At 38.2% G+C, this 26220-nt stretch carries 23 protein-coding genes; 22 read left to right on the forward strand and 1 reads right to left on the reverse strand.

Translation table 11 applies throughout. The features are described 5' to 3' along the window. Positions 1-15 precede the first annotated feature (15 nt). From EUBELI_RS03415 to rpe, 11 genes are read left to right on the forward strand one after another with little or no spacing between them, the layout of a single operon-like run. A complete protein-coding gene (locus tag EUBELI_RS03415) occupies positions 16-1509 on the forward strand; it encodes a UDP-N-acetylmuramoyl-L-alanyl-D-glutamate--2,6-diaminopimelate ligase (protein ID WP_012738957.1) in 1494 nt (497 codons plus the stop codon). Beyond that, complete coding sequence (gene priA, locus EUBELI_RS03420) at positions 1509-3725, forward strand: replication restart helicase PriA (RefSeq protein ID WP_012738958.1); 2217 nt, start codon at positions 1509-1511, stop codon at positions 3723-3725. The genes EUBELI_RS03415 and priA overlap by 1 nt, the downstream gene beginning before the upstream one ends. 16 nt (positions 3726-3741) lie before the next feature. Next, complete coding sequence (gene def / locus EUBELI_RS03425; protein WP_022097799.1) at positions 3742-4215, forward strand: peptide deformylase; 474 nt, start codon at positions 3742-3744, stop codon at positions 4213-4215. A 20-nt stretch (positions 4216-4235) separates the two neighbouring features. After that, the gene (gene fmt / locus EUBELI_RS03430) at positions 4236-5183 is read left to right on the forward strand and encodes a methionyl-tRNA formyltransferase (RefSeq protein WP_012738960.1); all 948 of its coding nucleotides are present in this window, start codon (positions 4236-4238) and stop codon (positions 5181-5183) included. A 12-nt stretch (positions 5184-5195) separates the two neighbouring features. After that, positions 5196-5936 carry a zinc metallopeptidase gene (locus EUBELI_RS03435; protein WP_012738961.1) on the forward strand — a complete coding sequence of 247 codons (741 nt, stop codon included), beginning with the start codon at positions 5196-5198 and terminating at the stop codon, positions 5934-5936. Then, a complete protein-coding gene (gene rsmB / locus EUBELI_RS03440) occupies positions 5929-7233 on the forward strand; it encodes a 16S rRNA (cytosine(967)-C(5))-methyltransferase RsmB (RefSeq protein ID WP_012738962.1) in 1305 nt (434 codons plus the stop codon). The genes EUBELI_RS03435 and rsmB overlap by 8 nt, the downstream gene beginning before the upstream one ends. A 2-nt stretch (positions 7234-7235) precedes the next feature. Continuing rightward, positions 7236-8288, forward strand: coding sequence for a 23S rRNA (adenine(2503)-C(2))-methyltransferase RlmN (rlmN, locus tag EUBELI_RS03445; protein WP_012738963.1), 1053 nt, complete (start codon positions 7236-7238; stop codon positions 8286-8288). Continuing rightward, positions 8266-8985 carry a Stp1/IreP family PP2C-type Ser/Thr phosphatase gene (locus tag EUBELI_RS03450; RefSeq protein WP_012738964.1) on the forward strand — a complete coding sequence of 240 codons (720 nt, stop codon included), beginning with the start codon at positions 8266-8268 and terminating at the stop codon, positions 8983-8985. The genes rlmN and EUBELI_RS03450 overlap by 23 nt, the downstream gene beginning before the upstream one ends. Positions 8986-9002: 17 nt before the next feature. After that, positions 9003-10994 (forward strand): Stk1 family PASTA domain-containing Ser/Thr kinase, encoded by a 1992-nt coding sequence (gene pknB, locus EUBELI_RS03455; protein ID WP_095206502.1) that lies wholly within the window; start codon positions 9003-9005, stop codon positions 10992-10994. Positions 10995-11012: 18 nt separating this feature from the next. Beyond that, complete coding sequence (rsgA, locus tag EUBELI_RS03460) at positions 11013-11903, forward strand: ribosome small subunit-dependent GTPase A (RefSeq protein WP_012738966.1); 891 nt, start codon at positions 11013-11015, stop codon at positions 11901-11903. Between the two features lie 30 nt (positions 11904-11933). After that, positions 11934-12602: a ribulose-phosphate 3-epimerase gene (gene rpe / locus EUBELI_RS03465; protein ID WP_012738967.1), complete on the forward strand. Its 669-nt coding sequence runs from the start codon at positions 11934-11936 to the stop codon at positions 12600-12602. Between the two features lie 19 nt (positions 12603-12621). On the opposite strand, the gene ychF is transcribed toward rpe, so the two are convergent. Next, positions 12622-13719 carry a redox-regulated ATPase YchF gene (ychF, locus tag EUBELI_RS03470; protein ID WP_012738968.1) on the reverse strand — a complete coding sequence of 366 codons (1098 nt, stop codon included), beginning with the start codon at positions 13717-13719 and terminating at the stop codon, positions 12622-12624. Positions 13720-14078: 359 nt separating this feature from the next. Between ychF and mraZ the strand changes: the two genes are divergently transcribed. The 11 genes from mraZ to sigE all read left to right on the forward strand — a co-directional run bounded on the left by mraZ (position 14079) and on the right by sigE (position 26203). Next, positions 14079-14516 (forward strand): division/cell wall cluster transcriptional repressor MraZ, encoded by a 438-nt coding sequence (gene mraZ, locus EUBELI_RS03475; protein ID WP_041688510.1) that lies wholly within the window; start codon positions 14079-14081, stop codon positions 14514-14516. A 21-nt stretch (positions 14517-14537) separates the two neighbouring features. Continuing rightward, positions 14538-15473 carry a 16S rRNA (cytosine(1402)-N(4))-methyltransferase RsmH gene (gene rsmH, locus EUBELI_RS03480; RefSeq protein ID WP_041688008.1) on the forward strand — a complete coding sequence of 312 codons (936 nt, stop codon included), beginning with the start codon at positions 14538-14540 and terminating at the stop codon, positions 15471-15473. 22 nt (positions 15474-15495) lie between these two features. Beyond that, positions 15496-15984: an FtsB/FtsL family cell division protein gene (locus tag EUBELI_RS03485; RefSeq protein ID WP_049777873.1), complete on the forward strand. Its 489-nt coding sequence runs from the start codon at positions 15496-15498 to the stop codon at positions 15982-15984. 41 nt (positions 15985-16025) lie between these two features. Beyond that, positions 16026-17954, forward strand: coding sequence for a peptidoglycan D,D-transpeptidase FtsI family protein (locus EUBELI_RS03490; RefSeq protein ID WP_012738972.1), 1929 nt, complete (start codon positions 16026-16028; stop codon positions 17952-17954). 77 nt (positions 17955-18031) lie between these two features. Beyond that, entirely contained in the window at positions 18032-19798 is a 1767-nt protein-coding gene (locus EUBELI_RS03495; RefSeq protein ID WP_012738973.1) for a peptidoglycan D,D-transpeptidase FtsI family protein, read from the forward strand. A 48-nt stretch (positions 19799-19846) separates the two neighbouring features. Beyond that, positions 19847-21199: a UDP-N-acetylmuramoyl-L-alanine--D-glutamate ligase gene (gene murD, locus EUBELI_RS03500; RefSeq protein WP_012738974.1), complete on the forward strand. Its 1353-nt coding sequence runs from the start codon at positions 19847-19849 to the stop codon at positions 21197-21199. Between the two features lie 14 nt (positions 21200-21213). Next, on the forward strand, positions 21214-22407 hold the full coding sequence (locus EUBELI_RS03505) for an FtsW/RodA/SpoVE family cell cycle protein (protein ID WP_012738975.1): 1194 nt from the start codon (positions 21214-21216) through the stop codon (positions 22405-22407). Continuing rightward, positions 22407-23162, forward strand: a complete 756-nt coding sequence (locus tag EUBELI_RS03510) for a cell division protein FtsQ/DivIB (protein ID WP_012738976.1) — start codon at positions 22407-22409, stop codon at positions 23160-23162. The genes EUBELI_RS03505 and EUBELI_RS03510 overlap by 1 nt, the downstream gene beginning before the upstream one ends. 79 nt (positions 23163-23241) lie before the next feature. Further along, positions 23242-24411, forward strand: a complete 1170-nt coding sequence (gene ftsZ, locus EUBELI_RS03515) for a cell division protein FtsZ (RefSeq protein WP_041688009.1) — start codon at positions 23242-23244, stop codon at positions 24409-24411. An 88-nt stretch (positions 24412-24499) separates the two neighbouring features. After that, complete coding sequence (locus tag EUBELI_RS03520; RefSeq protein ID WP_012738978.1) at positions 24500-25420, forward strand: sigma-E processing peptidase SpoIIGA; 921 nt, start codon at positions 24500-24502, stop codon at positions 25418-25420. Positions 25421-25462: 42 nt separating this feature from the next. After that, positions 25463-26203 carry an RNA polymerase sporulation sigma factor SigE gene (sigE, locus tag EUBELI_RS03525; RefSeq protein WP_041688518.1) on the forward strand — a complete coding sequence of 247 codons (741 nt, stop codon included), beginning with the start codon at positions 25463-25465 and terminating at the stop codon, positions 26201-26203. Positions 26204-26220 lie beyond the last annotated feature (17 nt).

Below are 26220 nucleotides of genomic sequence, written 5' to 3' on the forward strand. Positions count from 1 at the left end.
TAAGGAGACTAATGTATGAAGCTTTCAGAGATATTAAAAATATGTTCAGAAAATGAAACTGCAGACTTCAGATACAGTGTTGTATGCGGTGATACTGATGTGGATGTTACTGGAATTACATCTGATTCAAGAAAAATGCAGGATGGATATGCATTTGTATGCATTAAGGGTGCTGTTAGTGATGGGCATAAGTATATTGACCAGATTAAGGATAAGGCATCTGTAATTGTTGTTCTTGATGGCGAATACGAAGCCAAAGACTGCAAGGCAGCAGTTGTAAGCACAGATAACACAAGGCTTGCGCTTGCACTTATGTCGGCAGCAGTCTATGGCAATCCTGACAGGAAGCTGTTTACAATAGGAATAACAGGAACTAAGGGAAAGACAACAACCACTTATATGGTTAAAAATGTGCTTGAGGCATGCGGCATTAAGACTGGACTTATAGGAACAATTGAGACTATTATCGGGGATGAAGCGATTCCGGCACATAATACAACACCTGAATCAATAGAGATTCACCAGTCATTTGCAAAGATGGTAGACGCTGGCTGTAAAGCAGTTGTTATGGAGGTGTCTTCGCAGGGACTTAAGCTTGACAGAACAGCAGGTATTATGTTCGATATAGGAGTGTTTACTAATCTTGAGCCCGACCATATCGGACCTAATGAGCATGAGTCATTTGAGGATTATCTTAATTGTAAGGCTAAGTTATTCAAGCAGTGCAAGGTTGGTATCGTTAATGCTGATGATAAGCATACCCAGGATATCCTTAGGGGAGCAATATGTAAGGTTGAAAGCTATGGTATCGGAGATAATGCTGATATTAAGGCTGAAAATATTGAACTTTTACATGAACCGGGTAAAATTGGTCTTACATATGACTGTACAGGACTTGTTAATATGAAGGTTGAACTTAATCTTCCGGGTAAGTTTTCTGTATACAATTCATTATGTGCAATAGCAATTACAAGGCATTTCGATGTTGACGAAGAGGCACTTAAGGAAACTCTTAAGCATGTTAAGGTTAAGGGAAGAATTGAGCTTGTAAAGGTTTCAGATGATTTTACATTAATGATAGATTATGCTCATAATGCAATGGCTTTAGAGAGTATACTTACAACTCTTAAGGAATATCACCCTCACAGACTTGTATGCCTGTTTGGATGTGGTGGTAACCGCTCCAAGGAAAGAAGATATGAGATGGGCGAGGTTTCAGGAAAACTTGCTGACCTTACTATTATCACATCAGATAATCCAAGATTTGAAGAGCCGGAGGCAATTATAGAAGATATCAAGACAGGAATTGCTAAGACTACCGGAAAACATGTTGATATTACAGACAGAAAAGAAGCTATTAAGTATGCGATAGAACATGGCGAACCGGGTGATATTATTGTTCTTGCGGGTAAAGGTCATGAGGATTATCAGGAGATTAAGGGTGTGAAGTATCCTATGGATGAGAGGGTGCTTATCAAAGAAGTGCTTGAAGAATTGAAGGGTAATTAATGTACGCAGATGTAATAATAGACATTTCACATGAACAGCTTGATAAGACATTCCAGTATGCAGTTCCGGATGAATTGGCGGATGTAATTGAACTGGGAATGTCAGTTGATATTCCTTTTGGAGCAGGAAACAGGCAGATAACAGGGTATGTTGTAGGTTTGGGAGACAAGGCGGCATATCCTGTTGAAAAGATAAAATATATTACAGGGATTACCGAGGGAAAGGTCACTGCAGTAAGCAGAATGTTAAAGCTTGCGGCTTGGCTGAAGCACAATTATGGATGTACCATGAATCAGGCAATTAAGACGGTTATTCCTGTAAAAGATAAGGTTAAACAGAAGGAAAAACGCTCGGTCAATCTTATTATTGACACGGCACAGGCGCAGAAGTATCTTGATGTATTTGCAAAGAAAAATGCAAAAGCAAGATACAGACTGTTAGAGGTACTGATTAAGGAACCTGTAATAGATGAAAGCATTATTAAATCCAAGCTTAATATCACGGCACAGACGGTAAAAGCATTTGAAGATATGGGGATTGCCGAAGTCAGGTCAGAAGATATGTATAGGAATCCTGTAAGAAATGTTTCGGGAGAAAGAAAAAATATCGAGCTTAACAAGCAGCAAAAAAAAGCTGTGGATACAATAATAGCTGACTATGATAAGGGGGATTATAAGACATATCTGCTTCATGGTGTTACAGGAAGCGGAAAGACCGAGGTGTATCTTGCGGCAATTGAGCATGTCCTTAATCATGGAAGACAGGCAATTGTGCTTATACCGGAGATTGCACTTACATTCCAGACTGTGCAGAGGTTTTACCACAGATTCGGGGATAAGGTATCTATTATGAATTCCCGTATGTCAAAGGGAGAACGTTATGACCAGTTTCTGCGGGCGCAGAGAGGTGATATAAGTGTAATGATTGGACCACGTTCAGCGTTGTTCACACCGTTTTCAAATATAGGAATTATAATAATAGATGAAGAGCATGAAGGAGCTTACAAGTCAGAGACTGTTCCAAGATACCATGCAAGAGAGGTTGCATGCCATATGGCAAAGGAAGCAGGTGCTTCAGTGATACTTGGTTCTGCGACTCCTTCAATGGAAAGCTACTATGCGGCAATGAATGGACATATACAGCTTATTACACTTGACAGCCGCGCAGGAAGCGGAGAGCTTCCATCAGTTGATATTGTTGACCTGAGAGAAGAATTAAGGCTTGGAAACAGGACGATATTCAGCAACAGGTTAAGAGAACTGATGAGTGACAGACTTGCAAAGCATGAGCAGATAATGCTTTTCCTTAATAAGAGAGGCGTGGCTGGCTTTATATCATGCCGTTCATGCGGAAAGGTTATGAAATGCCCGCACTGTGATGTTTCACTTACGGAGCATGCTGATGGAAGGCTGATGTGTCATTACTGCGGATATACAACACCTAAGATAACTGTATGCCCTTCATGCGGTTCAAGGTATGTTTCGGGTTTCAGGGCAGGAACGGAAGGTGTTGAAGCACAGGTTAAGAAAACATTTCCACAGGCAAGAGTGCTAAGAATGGATATGGACACTACAAGAGGCAAGGATGGACATGAAAAGATTCTGTCGGAATTCGCCAATGGTAATGCGGATATTCTTATTGGAACTCAGATGATTGTTAAAGGACATGATTTTCCAAATGTAACGCTTATGGGAGTGCTTGCGGCAGACATGTCACTTTATTCCAGTGATTACAGGGCTTCTGAGAGAACTTTCCAGCTTCTTACACAGGCGGCTGGAAGGGCAGGAAGAGCAGAAAAAAGCGGCAATGTAGTTATACAGACTTATACGCCGGAGCATTTTAGTATTGTTAGTGCGGCTAATCAGGATTATAATGCTTTCTATGAGCAGGAAATTGCTTACAGAAAGCTGTGTGGATATCCGCCGGCGGATAATCTTATGAAGATTATGTTATCTTCACCAGATGAGATGTTATTGACAAAGAGTGCAGCGTGGGTTAAAGCATTTGTGGATAACAACTGCAAGTATAAAGGACTTATGTGTATAGGTCCGGCAGATGCACCTATATATAAGATTAAAGATGTGTATAGTAAGATAATCTATGTAAAACATAAAGACAGGGAAGTTCTTAACAGTATATATGAAAAGCTTGATGTTAATATTGTTGGAAATCAGGCTTTTAAGAATATTAATGTACAATACGATATTAATGGATGATTGCGAGGAGGAATATATGGCAATAAGAAATATTAGAACACTTGGAGATGATATACTAAGAGCCAAGGCAAAAGAGATTACAGAGATGACACCAAGAATTGAAGAGCTTATTGATGATATGTTTGATACAATGTATGAGGCTAATGGTGTAGGTCTTGCAGCACCTCAGGTTGGAATCAGAAAGAGACTTGTTGTTATTGACTGTGGAGATGATCCTATTGTTCTTATCAATCCTGTTGTATTAGAGACAAGCGGAAGTCAGACAGGGCTTGAAGGATGCCTAAGTGTACCTGGAAAGACAGGTGAGGTTACAAGACCTAATTATGCCAAGGTTAAGGCTCTTAATGAGAATATGGAAGAGATTATAGTAGAAGGAGAGGAGCTTCTTGCAAGATGCCTTCTTCATGAGATTGACCATCTTGATGGTATAATGTATGTTGATAAAGTAGAAGGAGAACTTCTCTCTACAGATGACATTGAAGAAGAATAATTAATGAAAAGGGGAACAGAATGCGAGTAGTATTTATGGGTACACCCGATTTTGCTGTAGGGACACTTAAAGCAATAATCGAAGCAGGACATGATGTGGCAGCAGTTGTTACACAGCCTGATAAGCCAAGGGGAAGAAGCAAATCACTTGTTTTCTCTCCAGTTAAGGATGAAGCTGTGGCACATGGAATCACAGTGTTACAGCCGGAGAGAGCAAGAGATGAAGCATTTGTAGAAGAATTAAGAACATATAATGCAGATGTAATTGTTGTCGTTGCATTTGGACAGTTACTGCCGGCAAGTATTATTAACATGCCAAGATACGGCTGTATCAATGTTCATGCATCACTTCTTCCTAAGTACAGAGGTGCATCGCCAATCCAGTGGGCAGTTATTGATGGCTGTGAGTATTCAGGTGTTACAACCATGAAGATGGATGAAGGCCTTGATACAGGAGATATCCTGATGGTTGAGAAGGTGAAGCTTGATGCTAAAGAGACGGGCGGAAGTCTTTTTGACAGATTAAGTGATGTCGGTGCGCATCTTTTGGTTAAGACACTTGAAGGACTTGAAGCTGGAACTATTACTCCTGTTAAGCAGGATGATTCAGAAAGCACTTATGTAAAAATGCTTCATAAGTCATTTGGTAAGATGGATTTCAATAAGAGTGCAGCTGAACTTGAAAGACTTATAAGAGGACTTAATCCATGGCCTAGTGCATTTACTTATATAGACGGTAAGATGTTAAAGATATGGGATGCAGATGTTGCAGATAATATCAGTGAAGTACAGACAGAAGAAGTTAAGCCGGGACAGGTTGTTACTGTAGGAAAGAACACATTTACAATAGCCTGTGGACAAGGTTACTTAGTTGTTAATGAGGTTCAGTTAGAAGGTAAGAAGAGAATGGACAGCGGTTCATTCTTAAGAGGCAACCAGTTAGAAGCAGGTGTAATGTTAGGAGAATAAGCAGAATCTTAAATGGTTCAGAAAAGAGGTATTATGGTAGCTTTATATGGTTATTATGGATATGGATATTACTATGATCCAATGTACATTCTGATAATAATATCATGTGTTATTGCACTGATAGCGCAGGTAAAGGTAAAAAGCACATTTAACAAGTATTCCAAGGTGTCATCTTCAAAAGGAATGACAGGCGCAATGGTCGCAGAGCAGCTCTTAAGAAGCCAGGGAATATATGATGTATCTATTCAGAGAGTATCAGGAAGCCTGACAGATAATTATAACCCAAGAAATAAGACACTTAACCTGTCAGATTCTGTGTATAATTCAACATCTGTTGCTGCTATCGGAGTTGCAGCCCATGAAACAGGACATGCCATACAGCATGCTTATGGATATGGTCCATTAAGCTTCAGGACAGCGTTGTTTCCGTTAGCCAGTGTTGGTTCACAGGTATCATGGATACTTATTGTACTTGGACTTATATTTGGCTCAACTAATATACTTATAGATATTGGTATTCTTATGTTCAGTCTGGCAGTACTTTTCCAGCTTGTAACATTACCGGTTGAGTTTAATGCTTCGGCAAGAGCATTACAGCTTCTTGAATCAGAAGGATTCCTGTATGGAGATGAGAACAGACAGGCAAAAAAGGTGCTTTCAGCAGCAGCCATGACATATGTTGCGGCAGCAGCCACAGCAATTTTACAGCTTTTAAGACTGATTTATTTATTTGGAGGAAGACGCCGTGACTGATTCGGTGAATTTAAGGGCAGTTGTACTGGATATACTTATGGAAATCAATGAGAAGGGTGAATTTTCACACCTTCTCATTAATAATGCACTGACAAAATACCAGTATCTTGATAAGAATAAGAGAGCATTTATAAGCAGGTTGTCTCTCGGAACTATTGAGAACAGGATTGAACTTGACTATATAATTGACCAGTATTCAAAGACTCCTGTAAGAAAGATGAAACCACTTATAAGAAATATATGTGAAATGTCTGTATACCAGATAATATATATGGATAATATCCCTGATTCGGCAGTGTGCAATGAGGCTGTGAAGCTGGCTACAAAACGTGGATTCACAGGGCTTAAGGGGTTTGTGAACGGAGTCTTAAGAAACATTGCAAGAAATAAAGACAATATTTCATATCCTGACAGAAATAAGGATATTGAACAGTACCTTTCTGTAAAATACTCAATGCCATTATGGATAGTTAAAATGTGGCACAGTCAGCTTGGAATTGATATGACTGAGGAAATTCTAGCAGGCTTTAAGCAGGAGAAAAAGACTTATATAAGATGTAATACGGCAAAGGCTACGGTTGAAGAAATAAAGAAGATTCTTTCACAGGAAAGCGTATCTGTAGCAGAAGTTGAAGGTATACAATATGCTTTAGAGATTAAGGACTATGATTATATAGCCGGACTTAAGAGTTTCAGGGATGGTCTGTACCAGATACAGGATATAAGCTCTATGACAGCAGGATATATGACAGGATTCAAGGCTGGTGACACAGTAATTGATGTGTGTGCGGCACCGGGAGGAAAGAGCATTAATGCGGCGATAAGCGTTGGTGCTGATGGTAAGGTATATTCAAGGGATGTATCAGACTATAAGGCAGGGCTTATTGAAGAAAATGTATTAAGGCTCGGACTTAATAATATAGAAGTCCAGGTAAAAGATGCACTCGTAATGGATGAATCTATGAGAGAGAAGGCAGATGTTGTTATAGCAGACCTTCCATGCTCAGGACTTGGCGTTATGGGAAGAAAGCCTGATATCAGATATAATATAACAGAGGACAAGCTTGTTTCATTAAAAGAGCTGCAGCAGAGCATACTTTCTGTAGTACAGGCATATGTTAAGCAGGGCGGTATAATGATGTACAGTACATGTACAATTAATTCAGAAGAGAATGAAGCCAATGCTGACTGGTTATGTAAAGAATATGGCTTTAAGAAGATAGAATACAGACAGATTCTGCCGGGAAAGAATGGCGGAACAGATGGGTTCTTTGTCGCAAAACTTAGGAGAGAATAGACATGACAGATATTAAGTCACTTAATTATGACGAACTTGTAACATATATGGCCGGACTTGGTGAGAAGAAGTTCAGGGCTGGGCAGCTATATCAGTGGATGCATGAAAAGCTGGCAGACAGCTTTGATGAATGTACCAATCTTTCCAATGCATTAAGGCAGAAGTTAAAGGAAACATCAGAATATGTATGTCTTGAGCCTGTCAGGGTACAGCATTCAAAGCTTGACGGAACAGAAAAATATCTGTTCAGATTATCAGATGGTAATTATGTTGAAAGCGTACTCATGAAATATCATCATGGTAATTCAGTGTGTATATCTTCACAGGTAGGCTGCCGTATGGGCTGCCGTTTCTGTGCATCTACACTTAATGGAAAAGTCAGGGATTTAAGACCATCTGAAATGCTTGACCAGATATACAGAATACAGAAGATTACAGGGGAGCGAGTAAGCAATGTTGTAGTTATGGGTTCAGGAGAGCCAATGGATAACTATGATAATCTTATTAAGTTCATAGAACTTCTCAATGACGAGAGGGGGCTTAACATAAGCCAGCGTAATATTACTGTATCATCATGTGGAATAGTACCTAAGCTAAAGGAACTTGCTGACCTTAAGCTGCAGATTACTCTTGCTATTTCACTTCATGCTCCAAATGATGAACTAAGAAAGACAATGATGCCTATAGCTAATAAATATTCAATAGAAGAGATAATGGATGTATGCAGGTATTACATAGAATGTACAGGCAGAAGAATCTCATTTGAATACAGTCTTGTTAAAGGCGTCAATGATTCAATGGAATGTGCAAAGCAGTTGATTGAACTTGTTAAGGGCATGAATTGCCATATTAATCTTATACCTGTTAATCCTATCAAGGAGCGTGATTATAAGCAGACAGGTAAGGAGGAAGTGTACGCATTTAAAAATAAACTTGAAAAGAACGGAATAAATGTTACAATTAGAAGAGAAATGGGCAGAGATATTGATGGTGCCTGTGGACAGTTAAGGAATAAGTATATGGAGGATATCGATGAGAGCGACGGCGGTTACTGATATTGGCAAAACTCGTGCCGTTAATCAGGATTATGTATATACATCAGTTGACAGTATTGGATGTCTGCCTAATCTTTTTATTGTTGCAGATGGAATGGGAGGACACAAGGCTGGGGATACAGCATCACGGTTTACTGTAGAGACTGTTAAAAGACTTATTTCTGAGTCAGATCAGACCGATGCAATATCGGTTATAAATCAGGCGGTAAAAGAAGTTAATACTCTGCTGATAGAAAAGGCATCTGAATCAGAAGAATATTATGGAATGGGAACAACACTGGTTATTGCAAGCATTTTTGATAATGCGTTAAGGGTTGCTAATGTAGGTGATAGCAGGTTGTATGTTATAGATGATAATATTACTCAGATAACACGAGACCATTCTTTAGTAGAAGAGATGGTGCTTGCTGGACAGTTAAGCAAGAGTGAAGCAAGAACACATGCAAAGAAGAATGTTATTACAAGGGCAATAGGAGGAGAAGAACAGGTAGAACCGGAAATGTTCTCTATAGATCTTAAAGCAGATAGTAAAATTCTTATGTGTTCGGATGGTCTTACTAATATGCTTGAGGATAATGATATCTTAAGCATTGTGAAGAAACATGCCGATATACAAGAAGCAGCGAGAGAACTGGTTGCAAGAGCTAATGAGAATGGTGGGAAAGATAATATTTCAGTTATAATTGTAGAGCTGTAGTGGAAGGAATAATATTTATGTTAAGAAAAGGAATGTTTTTAGCAGACAGATATGAAATAATTGAGCAGATTGGTACAGGCGGAATGTCTGATGTCTATAAAGCCAAGTGCCATAAGCTTAACAGATTTGTGGCTATTAAGGTTATGAAGTCGGAATTTAGTGAAGATAAAACATTTGTATCTAAATTCAGAGCAGAGGCACAGTCAGTTGCTGGATTTACACATCCTAATATTGTTAATGTATATGATGTAGGCGACGAGAATGGTATCTATTATATAGTTATGGAGCTTGTTGAGGGTATCACACTTAAGAAGTATATTGAAAAGCGTGGAAGAATACCGTTTAAAGAAGCTGTAAGTATTGCAATTCAGGTTGCTAATGGTCTGGATGCAGCACATAAGCATAATATTGTTCACAGGGATATCAAGCCACAGAATATTATTATATCTAAGGAAGGCAAGGTCAAGGTAACAGACTTTGGAATTGCCAAGGTTGCTTCATCTAGTACAATTAATTCGTCATCAACTATGGGTTCTGTCCATTACATTTCACCTGAACAGGCAAGAGGTGGATATTCTGATGCAAGGAGTGATTTATACTCACTTGGTATTACTATATTTGAAATGCTTACAGGTACAGTGCCGTTTGATGGGGATTCTACAGTTGCAGTTGCAGTGCAGCATATTCAGGATGAAATACCTGCACCTTCTACAGTCACTGATGATATACCGCTCAGCATAGACAGGATAGTACTTAAGCTTACGCAGAAAAAGCCGGATAGAAGATATCAGACAGCGGCAGAACTTATTACTGATTTAAAGAAATCGCTTGTTATGCCAGATACAGATTTTGTTGTTATGGCACCTTTATATGGGGCATCAGGCTCAGCCGCAAAAGTAATGCCTGCTAATAATAATCCGGTTAAGGATGAAGAAGATAATTTATCAGATGACATGTTATCAGATGATGATTTTCTAGATGATTCGGAAGATGAAGAAGATGATGAACAATCTAAGAATGAATTAGAAGATGATAGTGATGATTCTGATATTGACGATGAGAATAATGATAAGCTGGATCTGATTATGAAGATAATAGGTATAGGAATAGCAGTTATTATTCTTATAGTAACTATATTCATAATTGTTAAACTTGTTGGAAGTACGAAATCTAATAAGCGTAATAATGAAAGCTCACAGACAACAGAAAGCTCTATAGAGCATACAAGTACATCAGCTGATGACAAGAATAAAGTTACAGTTCCAAAGGTAGAAGGAATGACAAAGGATGAGGCTATCAAGGCTCTTAATGAGGTTGGACTTGGATATCGTGCAGTGGTACAGAATTCTGATACAGTATCTGAAGGAACAGTTATTTCACAGGGAACAGCGGCTGGAAAGAAGGTTGCTAAAAATACACAGATAATTATTACAGTCAGTGGCGGTAAGGAAGTAAAGAATATTACAGTTCCATCTGTTACTGGAAAGACAGAGAGCGAAGCCAGAACTGCACTTGAGGCTGATGGTTTCGGAGTTGATGTTGATTATCAGTATAGCAGTACAGTTGAGAATGGTAAAGTAATCAAGGCATCACCTTCAGGAAGCGTTGCGCAGGGCTCTACTATAACAATTACTGTAAGTCGAGGAAAAGAAATTAAGAATGTAACAATGGCTAATCTTGTTGGAATGACAGAAGGTCAGGCTAGGCAGTGGCTCCAGAATAATGGCCTTAATGTCGAGGTATTACCTGCAACAACGACTGGAACATTAGGAAATGTTATACATTGTAATTATTCTGAAGGAACTTTAGTTCCAGAGGGAACAACAGTTACAATTACTGTAAGTAAAAAGCAGGAGCAAACAACAAAGACAACTGAAGCTGATAAGAATAACAATACTAATCAGGGTGGCAGTTCGAATAATAATTCGAATGGAAACAATAATGCAAATGGAAATAATTCTAATTCGAATAATCAGCCCAATAATGCAGAACAGAAGCCACAGAATTAATCAGGTATAATTATTTATATGCAGGGAAAGATAATTAAAGGTATCGCTGGTTTCTACTATATACATGTAGAAGCCAGCGGTATTTATGAATGTAAGGCAAAAGGAATATTCAGAAACCGACACATTAAACCACTGGTTGGTGATAATGTGGAGATTGAGGTTATTGATAAAGATAATTTCAAGGGAAATGTGGTGGACATCCTTCCAAGAAAGAACGAACTTATAAGACCAGCTTCTGCTAATATCGACCAGGCAATGGTTATATTTGCAGTAAAGACGCCAGAACCTAATTTTAATCTGCTTGATAAATTCATTCTTATGATGAATTATCAGGATGTTCCGACAGTTGTATGTTTCAATAAAGAAGAACTGGCTGATGATGAATATAAGAATGAATTAAAGAAAAAGTATGAGGGGTGTGGATGTGAATGCATATTTATAAGTGCAAAGAATAATATTGGCATTGACAGGATAATGGAAGTACTGAAAGGAAAGACAACAGTACTTGCAGGCCCTTCAGGAGTTGGCAAATCAACACTTACCAATCTGCTTATACCGGACATGGAAGAGCAGGGAGAAGTCAGCCAGACAGGAGAAGTAAGCAGGATAGGCCGAGGAAGGCATACTACAAGACATTCCGAGATATACAATGTATGCAAGGAAACATATATATGTGATACGCCGGGATTTACATCACTTAATCTTCCGGATGTTGAGAAAGAAGATTTAAGATTTTACTTTGAAGAGTTTGTACCATTTGAAGGAAAGTGCAGATTCAATGGATGCATGCATGTAAGCGAACCGGGATGTGCGGTAAAACAGGCAGTTGAAAATGGAATTATTAATTATGACAGATACAAGTCATATACAGATATATTTGAAGAAATAAAGAACAAGAAGAAGTACTAGAAGTACTTGCAAACAGAAAGGTTGTTAAATATGAGTGATTTGAAAAAAATTTTGTCACCATCAATATTATCGGCAGACTTCAAGAAATTAGGAGAAGAGCTTGAAACAATTGATAAGGCAGGAGCTGAATATGTTCATGTAGATGTTATGGATGGACTTTTTGTAAAGAGTATTTCATTCGGAATGCCGGTTATTAAGTCAGCAAGAAGTGCAACTGACAAGGTTTTTGATGTACATCTTATGATTGAAGAGCCTATAAGATATATAGAAGACTTTGTTAAGGCAGGCGCTGATATAATTACAGTACATGTTGAAGCGTGTAAGGATGTTGTTGCTACATTAGAAAAGATTAAGGAATGTGGTGTAAAAGCAGCTATAACACTTAATCCTCCGACACCGGTATCAGCAATTGAGCCTTATCTTGATAAGGTAGATATGGTTCTTGTAATGAGCGTTAATCCGGGATTTGGGGGACAGAAGTTTATACCGGAATCACTTGATAAAGTAAAAGAAATAAGAAGTTTATTAGATGCTAAAGGACTTGATACAGATATTGAGATTGATGGTGGGGTGAATGCTGGAAATCTTGCATCAGTTCTTGAGGCAGGTGCTAATGTAATAGTAGCAGGTTCAGCAATATTTTCTGGAGATGTAGCTGATAATGTTAAGAAGTTTAAAGAAATAATGGGCGCGTGGTAAAACCACACGCCCATTAATATTATACATTGAATCTGAAAAGGATTACATCACCATCTTTAACGACATATTCTTTGCCTTCCATTCTTACAAGACCTTTCTCTTTGGCTCCATTATATGAACCACAGTCAAGTAAATCCTGATAGTAAACAACTTCTGCTTTAATAAAGCCTCTTTCAAAATCGCTGTGAATCTTTCCGGCAGCCTGCGGAGCTTTGGTTCCCTTAGTGATTGTCCATGCTCTGGTTTCGGTCTCGCCTGCTGTTAAGTAGCTGATAAGACCAAGAATACGGTAGCTTGCTGCAATAAGCTTATCAAGACCTGATGAACTTATACCAAGATCTTCAAGGAACATCTTCTTCTCATCATCATCTAATTCTGAGATTTCCTGTTCAATCTGCGCACAGATAACAAAAACTTCACAGTTATCCTTCTTAGAGTATTCTCTTACTCTTGCAACATATTCATTGTCAGCACCATCATTAGCAAGGTCGTCCTCTGATACGTTAGCTGCGAAGATTACAGGCTTGGCTGTAAGAAGGTTGTATTCCTTTAAAAATGCTTCTTCATCTTCATCCTGACATTCAAAGTTCTTAGCTAAATTACCTTCCTCAAGGAATGCCTTAAGTCTTTCAAGAAGGTCACATTCTTTAGCAATATCTTTATTGTTATATGAAGCACGCTTCTGTTTAGCGAGTCTTCTGTCTAATACTTCAATATCTGAGAATATAAGTTCAAGGTTAATGGTTTCAATATCTCTTATAGGATCAATAGAGCCATCAACATGAACGATGTTAGAATCCTCAAAGCATCTTACGACATGAACGATAGCATCAACCTCGCGGATGTTGGCAAGGAACTGGTTTCCAAGACCTTCACCCTTAGATGCACCTTTAACAAGACCTGCAATATCTACGAATTCGATAACAGCAGGTGTTATCTTGGCTGAATTATATAAAGCGGCAAGCTTGTCAAGTCTGTCATCCGGAACTGCAACAACACCGACATTAGGGTCAATTGTACAGAAAGGATAGTTGGCTGACTCTGCTCCTGCCTTAGTAAGTGAATTAAAAAGGGTACTTTTGCCGACATTAGGCAAACCCACGATACCAAGCTTCATAATAGAATCTCCTCATTAATTATTCTTATGATTATTCGTTCCGGAGTTCTTAAAATGTAAAAAAGAATCCAGTACAAAATCATATTATACAAAAAATTTCATTTAAAAACAACATATAATTTGCTTATTAAAATAATATATATATAAGTATAAAAATATATCTATATATTGTACTGAAGATGAGGATAAAACACTATATAAGCAATCAAAACAAGAAACGGAGAAAAAGACAGTTATTAACTGCCTTCTGACGTTAAATAAACTAAAAAAGGACTTGTAATTTAAACACTTTAAGTATAAAATTGACATTAAAGTGGTGGAAAGTGGAGCTTAATGGTAGAAAGTGGGGTGCGATAGTTATGTTGATGGGCGAATACAACCATACAATAGATGCTAAAGGCAGACTAATCGTACCAGCTAAGTTCCGTGAGGTTCTGGGAGATGAATTCGTGGTTACCAAAGGTCTTGATAACTGCCTGTTTGTCTATCCGAATGATGAATGGCAGAAATTCGAAGAAAAGTTACAGACATTACCACTTACCAATAAGAATGCAAGACAGTTTACTAGATTCTTTCTTGCAGGTGCAGCAAGCGTAGAAGTGGATAAGCAGGGCAGAATACTTCTTCCATCAGTATTACGCGAGTTTGCAGGATTGGAAAAAGATGTAGTTTTAGTGGGCGTTGCAAGCAGAATTGAAATCTGGAGCAAAGACCGCTGGCTGCAGAGTATCAGTACCTATGATGATGATATGGATGAAGTAGCAGCTAATATGGAGAGTCTTGGATTTTCTATATAATATGCAGACATGGGGTTTATTATGGAATTTAAACACAAATCAGTTCTTTTGGAAGAAACAATTGACAATCTGAATATTAAACCTGATGGAATCTATGTTGATGGAACACTTGGCGGTGCAGGACATTCATATCAGATAGCGAAAAGACTTACAGGTGGTGGCAGACTTATAGGTATAGATCAGGACGCGGACGCAATTGCGGCAGCGACAGAAAGACTTAAAGAATTTGAAGAACGCGTAACAATAGTAAGAAATAATTATTGCAATATGGACAAGGTTCTTGATGAACTTGGAATTGATAAAGTAGATGGAATACTTCTTGATATAGGAGTTTCATCGTATCAGTTAGATACAGCAAGCAGAGGATTTACTTATAATGTAGATACTGCTCTTGATATGAGAATGGATCAGAGACAGGAGATGACAGCAAAGGATCTTGTTAATACATATAGTGAGATGGAACTTTTCAGAATCATAAGGGATTATGGAGAGGACAGATTTGCCAAGAATATTGCTAAACACATAGTTGCGGCAAGAAAAGAAAAGCCGATAGAAACAACATTTGAACTAAATGAGATTATAAAGGCTTCTATTCCGGCAAAGGTGAGGGCGACAGGCGGTCATCCATCAAAGAGAACATACCAGGCTATAAGAATTGAACTTAACAGGGAATTAGATGTCTTAGAGAATTCAATTGATATGATGATAGACAGGCTTAATCCACAGGGGCGTTTATGTATCATAACATTCCATTCACTTGAGGACAGAATAGTTAAGGCAAGATTTAGAAACAATGAGAATCCATGTACATGTCCACCGGATTTCCCAGTATGTGTATGCGGAAAGAAATCAAAAGGAAAGGTTATAACAAGAAAACCTATAGTTCCCGGAGATGAAGAACTAAACGAGAATCAGAGGTCTAAAAGCTCTAAACTGAGGGTGTTTGAAAGAATATAAAACTTTTATGGAGGGGAAAGTTTTGGAGAAGAGAAGAAATGTTGTAAATCACAGGACAACTGAATATCAGTATGGAAGTGCAGTAAGAAAGCTGCAGTCTGTTCCAGAAATACATACTTATGAGCATGAAAGAAGAATTGAGGAGCAGGAGCAGGAGAGAAGACAAAGAAGAAGAGAGATAAGAAGAAATAACAGGGTTAACCTTGTGTATACTACAGTACTTGCTATCTGTGCAACAGCAGTATTTGCAATCTGCTACCAGTATCTTAATCTCCAGTCAGACATTAAGACTAACAGTACTGCTGTAGTTGAACTTCAGAATCAGCTTAATTCACTTAAGGCAGAGAATAACAGCCATGAATCAGAGATTAATGCAGGAATTGATTATAATGCAATATATGATACAGCTGTCAATGAACTTGGTATGGTATATCCAGGCAGAAGCCAGGTAATCGGTTACGATTCAAAGGAAAGTGAATATGTAAAGCAGTATAAGGATATCTCAAAATAACTAAAATGTGTGGCAGTGCGATATAAAGGATTGATAAATTTATGGACAATACCAGTGAAGCAAGAAGAAAGAAAATGATGCGCAGGAAACGCGCAATGCTTAAGAGGACACACAGAAGAATTAATGTTACATTTATAATAGTATTTGTATTATTACTTGCACTTGGTGTAAGGATATTTATGATTAACTATACACATGGGGAGGAATATTCCCAGGCGGTGCTTAATCATCAGACATATACATCAACTACAATTCCTTATATGCGTGGTAATATTACTGCAAGTGACGGAACAGTTCTGGCATATAGTGAGAAGGTGTATAATCTGATACTTGATGTAAAGAGTGTGACATCAGAGGACGGAAAATATCTTAATAATACAATAGATGCATTGGTAAAATGTTTTGGTCTTGATAAAGATAATATAAAAAAAACAATCAATGATAATCCTTCAAGCCAGTATCAGAAGCTGCTTAAGGAGCTGACATCAGATGAAATAGCGGAATTTAACGAACTTAAGGCACAGAAGAACAGTAATATATACGGTGTCTGGTTTGAGGAAAGCTATGTGAGGAAATATCCGTTTAGTACTCTTGCATGTGATGTTATAGGCTTTGCTTCTAATGTAAATGGAGGAGAACTTGGTCTTGAAAGCCAGTATGACGATGAGCTTTCAGGAACAGACGGAGTTACATACAGCTATGTTGACGAAGACCTTAATGCAGTAGAAACGACAAAGGCAGCAGTTAACGGTAACAATATTATTACAACAATTGATTATAATGTGCAGTCCATAATAGAGAAATATATGGCTGCATATAATCAGGAAAAACCATCTAAGAATACAGCAATTGTTGTTATGAATCCTAAGAATGGTGAGATTCTAGGAATGGCAAGCTATCCACAGTTTGACCTTAATAATCCCAGAAATCTTGCAAATGTATATTCTGAGGAGCAGCTTGCGTCAATGTCAGATACAGATGTAACCAATGCATTGTATCAGTTATGGACTAATTATTGTGTATCAGAGTCATATGAGCCGGGTTCAACTTATAAGCCATTCACTATTGCTGCGGGTCTTGAAGAAGGCGTTGTGCATGATGGAGATACTTATGAATGTAAGGGATATGAGTATGTTGGTCCTGATATGATTAAATGCCACTCATATTCAACAACAGGAAGCCATGGTGTTCTTACATTGTCGCAGTCATTGGAAAATTCATGTAATCCTTATATGATTAATATTGCAATAAAGCTTGGTAATGTCAGATTTGCACAGTATGAGAAAATGTTTGGATTTGGCGCAAAGACTGGTGTAGACCTTCCTGGTGAAGCTACGGGTATTATGTATGATGAGAATAAGATAACAACGATAGATGCTGCAACCAATTCATTTGGACAGAATGTTAATGTTAATATGATACAGATGCTGTCAGCGTATAGTTCTCTTATTAATGATGGCAAGTATTATCAGCCACATATAGTTAAGAGAATAGAATCAGCGAATGGAGAAGTTGTTAAAGAAAATTCACCTGTTCTTGTAAGACAGACTGTTACGGCTTCAACATCAAAGTATCTTAGAAAATATCTGGAAAATACAGTAGAATTAGGAACAGCACATAAGGCGTATATAGAGGGGTATTCTATTGCAGGAAAGACTGGTACTGCACAGAAGATTCCAAGAGCTGACCTTAAGTGGGTTATCTCATTTATAGGGCATGCTCCGGCAGATGATCCTAAATTTGCAATATATATTGTTCTTGATGAACCTGATGGAACTACTGGTACATCGGGAAGTACATCAGATGCACTTATACTTGCAAAAGATATTATGACGGAGCTGCTGCCTTATATGAATGTGTATAAGGATACAGATGAGCCATATGTTGATCTGGGAAATGCACCGGAGGAATCAGGCGTTTCAGATGTTCCTGTTTCGGAACCGGCTGCAGCTACGACAGGCAGCAACTAAAATTATGTAATAATAAGTAGAATAACCCTGCTTTACTTCTCATAAAATGTAGAAGACTAAAGCGGGGTTATTTGTCAATGAAGGATAATGACACATTTGGCTGGCTCAGCACCAGTCATAGAAAAAAGCTTGTGTTAATGATAGCTGCAATCCTTATGGTTTGTATTCTTGAATGCGTAAGGCTTGGCGTTATTATGACGGTAAAGTCAGAGTATTATATGCAAAAGGCTGATGAGCTGCATCAACGGGAGAGAAGAATTAAGGCAAAGAGAGGAAGGATTCTTGACAGAAATGGCGAAATACTTGCAGCTAATGAAGTGGTATGTACAGTTTCTGTAATACATAGTCAGATAGAGGACGAAGATAAGGTTATAAAAGTGCTTGCAGGTGAACTTGATATGGATGTGGAGGAAGTGACTAAGAAAGTAAAAAAAGTATCCTCTATGGAATATATTAAGACAAATGTGGCAAAGGATATCGGAGATGCAATAAGGGAATACGACCTGCCGGGTGTAAAGATTGACGAGGATTATAAGCGGGTATATCCGTATAATGAACTGGCTTCCAAAGTACTTGGCTTTACTGGTGCTGATAATCAGGGAATACTTGGGCTGGAAGCTAAATATGACACATATCTGTCAGGTACTAATGGTCAGATTCTTACACTGTCTGATGCAGGGGGGATTGAGATAAAGGGCAGCCGGGAAGATCGTATTCTACCGGTTGACGGACAGGATCTGTATACAACGCTTGATGTTAATATACAGAAATATGCAACCCAGCTTGCATGGGAGACTATGGTAAAGAAAGAGGCAAAACAGGTAAGCATAATTGTAATGCGTCCGGATAATGGAGAGATACTTGCCATGGCAAATGTTCCGGAATACAATCTTAATTCTCCGTATGAGCTTAATTATGAGCCTGATGAGGAAGAGACACAGAAGGATAAGATGGATCTTCTTAATAATATGTGGCGGAATTTCTGCATAAATGATACATATGAACCAGGCTCAATATTTAAGACGGTTACTGCAACAGCAGCACTTGAGACAGGCGTGGTGGGTTTAAATGATTCTTTCACATGTTCAGGTGCAACAGTTGTTTCTGACAGAAGAATAAGATGTCACAAAACAACAGGACATGGAACACAGGATTTTACACATACAGTGTATAATTCGTGTAATCCGGCATTTGTTGAATGGGGCAGAAGAGTCGGTACTGATAATATGTATCTGTACATGGGTAAGCTTGGACTTCTTGCAAAGACAGGAATAGATCTGTCAGGAGAGGCAGGAACGATTATTCATAAGCAGGAAAATGTAGGTGCGGTTGAGCTTGCCACAATGTCATTCGGACAGTCTTTCCAGATAACACCCGTTCAGATGTTAAGGGCTGTCTCGGCAATTGTAAATGGTGGAAGACTTGTTACACCACATTTTGGCTTATACACAGGTTCATCAGATGGTTCAGTGGTAAATGAATTTGCATATTCAACACAGGATGAGGCAATATCATCCCAAACGAGTGAAACGATGAAAAAGATTCTTGAGGGTGTAGTGTCAGAAGGCGGAGGAACGAAAGCATATATTGACGGCTATTCAATAGGAGGAAAAACGGCAACATCACAGAAGCTGCCAAGAGGTTCAGGAAAATATATTTCATCATTCATAGGTTTTGCTCCGGCTGATAATCCACAGGTTATAGCGATGTGCTTAATTGATGAACCAACAGGCGTATATTATGGTGGAACGATTGCTGCTCCTGTTGTTAAGACACTGTATGAAAATATATTGCCGTATATTGGTATAGAAAGGTCAGTTCAACTTGAAAAAAACGATGATTGATAGTAATATATTTTTGTATACATTTTGTATGAAAGGAAGTAAACGACGATGGATTTAAAGAATAAGACAGTAATGGTCGTGGGAACAGGCATAAGCGGTATTGGAGCCGTTGACCTTTTGAATAAAGTTGGTGCTGACTGCATACTGTATGATGGCAATGAAAAGCTTGACAGACAGAAGGTGCAGGAGAAGTTAGGTGATAACAAGGCAGAGATTATCATCGGGGCATTTGATGAGGCACTTCTTTCGAAGATTGATCTGCTTGTAATAAGTCCGGGGGTTCCTATTGACAGTCCGATAGTGCTTACATTTAAGAATGCCGGTATCCCTGTATGGGGCGAGATTGAGCTTGCATATAATTATGATAAGGGTAAGATTATTGCAATTACAGGAACTAACGGAAAGACAACAACTACAGCGCTTGTTGGACAGATAATTGCTGCATATAATGAGAAAACATTTGTCGTTGGTAATATAGGTAATTCATATACAGGTGAAGTGTTAAAGACAAGTGAGGATTCATATACAGTTGCTGAGATAAGCAGCTTCCAGTTAGAGACAGTACATGAATTCCATCCGATTGTATCTGCAATTCTTAATATTACACCTGACCATCTTAACAGACACCATACAATGGAATGCTATGCATGGACCAAGGAAAGAATAAGTGAGAACCAGACTAAGGCAGATACATGTGTGCTTAATCTTGAGGATAAGTATCTTACAGACTTTGCACCTGAGTGTAAGGCAAATGTTGTGTGGTTTTCGAGTGAAAGAAAGCCATCAGTCGGAGCATATGTTGATGGCGAGATGATTAAGTATACAGACGGAACTAATGATTACGACATGTTAAATGTCCATGACATGAATCTTTTAGGAAAGCATAACTATGAAAATGTATGCGCAGCAATTGCAATGACTAAGGCTGCCGGAATTCCTGATGATATTATAATAGAACAGGTTAAGAAATTTAAGGCTGTTGAACACAGAATTGAATATGTTGCAACAAAGAATGGCGTTGATTACTATAATGATTCCAAGGGAACTAACCCTGAGGCAGCAGTTAAGGCTATTGAAGCTATGGTTAAGCCTACAATTCTTATCGGCGGAGGTTATGATAAAGGCTCAGAATTCGACCTTTATGTAAAGGCATTTAAGGATAAGGTTAAGCTTCTTGTGCTTATAGGACAGACAAGTGCCAAGATTGCTGATACATGTAAGAAATATGGCTTTGAGAATATCGAATATGCCGATTCAATGGAACAGGTAGTAGATATATGTGCTAAAAATGCGGTAAGTGGAGATGCGGTTCTTTTATCTCCTGCATGTGCAAGCTGGGGAATGTTCGATAACTACGAACAGAGAGGAAGAATATTCAAGGATCTTGTTAATAATCTGTAAAAAGGCGGTGCTATATGCCGGGGAATAATAGAAATAGAAGAAATAACAGAAATAAAAAAAAGAGAAAACAATATGGATTTTACTTTGATTACACTCTTCTTTTTGTGCTTGTATTCATTGTTGGCTTTGGGCTTACAATGATTTACAGCACAAGCTCATATACAGCGCAGATTGAAGAGGGTGATCCGGAGTTTTATTTCAGAAAACAGCTTATATTTACTATAATAGGCTTTGTTTTAATGATAGTTGAAACGAAGATTTTAGATTATCATTATCTTAAGAAGCTTGCAGTTGTAATATACATAGGCGGACTTCTTTGCATGTTCCTTTTAAAGACTCCTCTTGGAATTACAAGAAATGGAGCTACCAGATGGATAAAGATTCCGGGACTGGGACAATTCCAGCCTGCGGAGCTTGTAAAGATTGGAACGATTGCCATGACCGCACTTCTTATAGTGAAAGCAGGGCAGAACATAAAGAAATTCAGGACTGTTATAGTGATATGTATAATAGCGGGTTTTGCACCGGCACTGCTTGTTTATGTGCTGTCTTCTAATATGAGCAGCGCACTTATTGTAGCACTTATCTCCGTTGTTATGACATTTGTGGCGTATCCGGGATATAAAATATATGTTGCACTGACGGGGCTGGCAGCGGTGGCTTTTAGCGCATTTTACTCATGGATAAAGAAGATGGCAGCGTCGGGAAATATGACTGGAAAATTCAGATTAAACCGTATACTTGTATGGCTTAATCCTGAGAAATACATTGATGATAAGGGATACCAGACAGTTCAGGCGTTATATGCCATAGGCTCAGGAGGTCTTTTTGGCAAGGGACTTGGCAAAAGTCTTCAGAAGCTTGGATATATCCCGGAATCACAGAATGATATGATATTCTCTGTTATATGTGAGGAGTTGGGACTTTTTGGAGCATTCTGCCTGATTGCTCTGTTTATTGTAATGTTATGGAGAATTAACCATATAGCACAGAATGCACCTGATTTGTTTGGTTCAATGCTTGCAACAGGAGTATTTGCACATATTGCCATACAGGTAATTCTGAATATAGCAGTAGTAACTAATACAATACCTAATACAGGAGTATCGCTTCCGTTTATAAGCTATGGAGGTACGGCGGCAGTATTTTTACTGCTTGAACTTGGGGTTGTATTTAATATAAGCAGTCAGATTAAGTTGGAAAGATAATGGGTAGTAAGAATAGAAACAGTGTAAACCAGAAGAAAAGACGGGGCAGAAAAAGAAAGAAAGTCCTTATTATATTTGCAGTTATTGCAACTGTTGCCGGAACACTTTTTGGTGTTACATATAAGGTGTTTGAGGCTGACACAATAGAATTTGTGGGTTCAACTCATTATTCGGATGAAGAACTTAAAAAATATATATTTGGTGGTGATTATGTTAATCTGCTATATTTCAAAATATTTGGACAAAAAGACACCAAAATACCATTTATCCAGAAATATGATGTTGAGACAGACTGGCCGGACAGGCTTTATGTAACAGTGTATGAAAAAGCAATAGTAGGTTATGTCAGGTATATGGGATGCAATATGTATTTTGACAAAGATGGAATTGTTGTGGAAAGTTCTACGGATTTATATGAGAATGTTCCAGAGATAGACGGACTTAATTTTAACTCTATTGTTATTAATACAAAGCTTGATGCGGGTAATTCCGAGATATATAACACTATTCTGGATCTCACACAGAGCTTTGACAAATATGACATTAATGTGGACAAGGTGTATTTTGATTCTTCATATAATATCACATTGTACATGGGTGATGTTAAAGTGAGCCTTGGAAGCAGCAAGGATTTTACGGACAGATTATTTGAATTAAAGCAATTATCACCTAAGTTTGGGACGCTTAAAGGAACATTGTATCTTGATGATTATAATGGCGATGAAAGTTCTATAATTTTTAAACGCGAAAAGTAAAAAAACGGTTGATATTTTAGACGAAAGATAATAATATATTATGTAGTGCAATTTTTAGATATTAAAGGAGGCAGCAACCTTGTTAGAGATAATGACTAATGACCAGGAGTCATCAGCAAAGATTATTGTTGTTGGTGTAGGTGGAGCAGGTAATAATGCAGTTAATAGAATGATAGATGAGAATATTAGTGGAGTAGAATTTATTGGTATTAATACTGATAGTCAGGCACTTACATTATGTAAAGCTCCAACTGCTATTCAGATAGGCGAAAAGCTTACTAAAGGACTTGGTGCAGGAGCACAGCCGGAAATTGGTGAGAAGGCAGCAGAAGAGAATGTTGAAGAGCTTACACAGGCAATCAAGGGCGCTGATATGGTATTCGTTACATGTGGTATGGGTGGCGGAACCGGTACAGGAGCAGCTCCTGTAGTAGCTAAGATTTCTAAGGATATGGGAATTCTTACAGTAGGTGTTGTTACTAAGCCTTTTAAGTTCGAAGCAAGAACAAGAATGGCTAATGCTGAATCAGGTATTGAGAAGCTTAAGGAGAATGTAGATACACTTATCGTTATTCCTAATGATAAGCTTTTAGAGATAGTGGACAGAAGAACAACTATGCCAGAGGCATTAAAGAAGGCTGATGAAGTGTTACAGCAGGCAGTTCAGGGAATTACAGACCTTATCAATGTACCAGGTCTTATCAACCTTGACTTTGCTGATGTTAAGACTGTTATGGTGGACAAGGGTGTTGCACATATCGGTATTGGTACAGCTACAGGTGATGACAAGGCTATTGAGGCTGTTAAGCAGGCTGTCACAAGCCCACTTCTTGAGACAACTATTGAGGGTGCATCACATGTTATTATTAACATTTCAGGTGATATCAGTCTTATCGAAGCTAACGAAGCTGCAAGTTATGTTCAGGAACTTGCTGGAGATAATGCTAATATTATTTTCGGTGCCATGTATGATGAGAGCGTTACAGATCAGGCTACAATCACTGTTATTGCAACAGGTCTTGAGGATGGTAATGTTAATAAGGCTATGGCAGGATTTGCAGGTATGGCACAGGCAACAAGACCTACTGTTAATGTAAAGCCACAGTATACATATACACAGTCAGCTAGAACATCTTCTGTATCAAATGATGCTCCACTTCCAGGACTTAAGCAGCCATCACCTGTTACACCACAGGTTAAGGACAGAGGAATTACAATTCCAACATTCTTACAGAAGAATAAAAAGTAATAATTCAATATAAGTATATTTAACACCGTCAGTCTGCTGGCGGTGTTTTTTTGTACCCACTCTGTTGTTTTGACAAATTTTGCATGGCATGTTGTATATAATTCCACCTGTAACAAGAAAACAGATTCAAAACAAGGAGGTGATAACGGATACGGTTATATATGCAGATGTTCTGTTTGGAATAAACTTCGTGGCAAACCTGTGTGTGCTGCTTATAACAGACTGGATTTTTAAATTTTCTGCCAGAATATCCAGAATGATTATTTCTGCCACTTTAGGAGCTGCATGGGCTGTCATGTGCGTGTGTATTCCACTAAGATTTGCAGTGCTTGGAAAGTTCATTACATATGGTCCGGTGACATTAATCATGGCGATGATAATGCTTTCGGGTAATGAGGACTTTAAGCATAAAACATCAAAACAATTAAAGCTTTATATGAGAAAACTGTTGAAAGCAGCTGCCGGAATGATATTTACGGCACTTTTTGCAGGTGGGATAATGCATTGGTTAAAGTACACATTTGCAGGGTATTTTATTCAAAATGTAATTCTGTCTGACAGTGAGCTTGTAATCTTTCTTACTGTGACGGTCATGGCTGTTGTCATGGTGCTTAAGGCACTTAAAACTATCAGGATAACGGATGGTTTAAAAAGACATATTGTGATTGGCGTAGCAGAACGGGAATTTGAAATGGACGCAATAATCGATACAGGCAACAGCCTTGTTGATTATATTGGAAAAAGACCGGTTACAGTGGTAGAAAGAACATATTTCAACGACATTCTCAGTGATATAGATAACTTACAGAAGCTTGGATATCATCTGATTCCATATAACAGTGTTGGAAGTTCAGGTGGGATGATGGAAATCATAACAGCAGATTATATACATATATACGAGGGAGAAAATGTTGTGAAAAGGGAGGATGCGGCTATAGGCATGTCTCCCAGGCAGATTAATAAGAATGGGGATTATCATGCTCTTTTGGGGAAGGACATGATTATGTAGAGGAATTGGAAGTTTGAAGAAAATAAAAGGATGGATAGAAATATGGTAGTAAAGGTTGCAATGGCGGATCATTTTCAGTTTAAGGTAATGCCTTCTATAAAGAATTTTTGTTTATTAAAGCAGGGCGATGTACATTATATAGGTGGAACAGATATATTACCGGCACCACTTGGGGCAAGTGAGGAGCAGGATGCAATAGAAGCACTGGGGACAGCTTCTGATGCTGAAGCAAAGCACACTTTGATAGAACATAATTTAAGGCTTGTTGTATATATAGCAAAGAAATTTGATAATACAGGGGTTGGAGTAGAGGATTTAATATCAATAGGCACAATAGGGCTTATCAAGGCAATTAATTCATATGACAAGGATAAAAATATCAAGCTTGCGACATATGCATCAAGGTGTATAGAAAATGAAATTCTTATGTATCTTAGAAGAAACAGTAAAATAAAGGCAGAAGTTTCAATAGACGAGCCATTAAATGTTGACTGGGATGGAAATGAGCTTCTGTTGTCAGATATTATAGGAACGGATGAGGATATTATATATAGGGATATTGAAACAGAGGTTGAATGTAAAATGCTTAAAAGAGCTATAAACCAGCTGCCGGAGCGTGAAAGAATAATAGTTGATTTAAGATTTGGTTTAAGCTCAGAGGATGGAGAAGAAAAGACGCAGAAAGAGGTTGCAGATATGTTAGGAATTTCACAATCGTATATTTCAAGGCTCGAAAAGAAAATAATGCGTCAGTTAAGAAAAGAAATGGTCAAAAGTTGTTGACATTTGCCCCTTCCTTA

This window comes from [Eubacterium] eligens ATCC 27750, assembly GCF_000146185.1.
Lineage (GTDB): Bacteria > Bacillota > Clostridia > Lachnospirales > Lachnospiraceae > Lachnospira > Lachnospira eligens.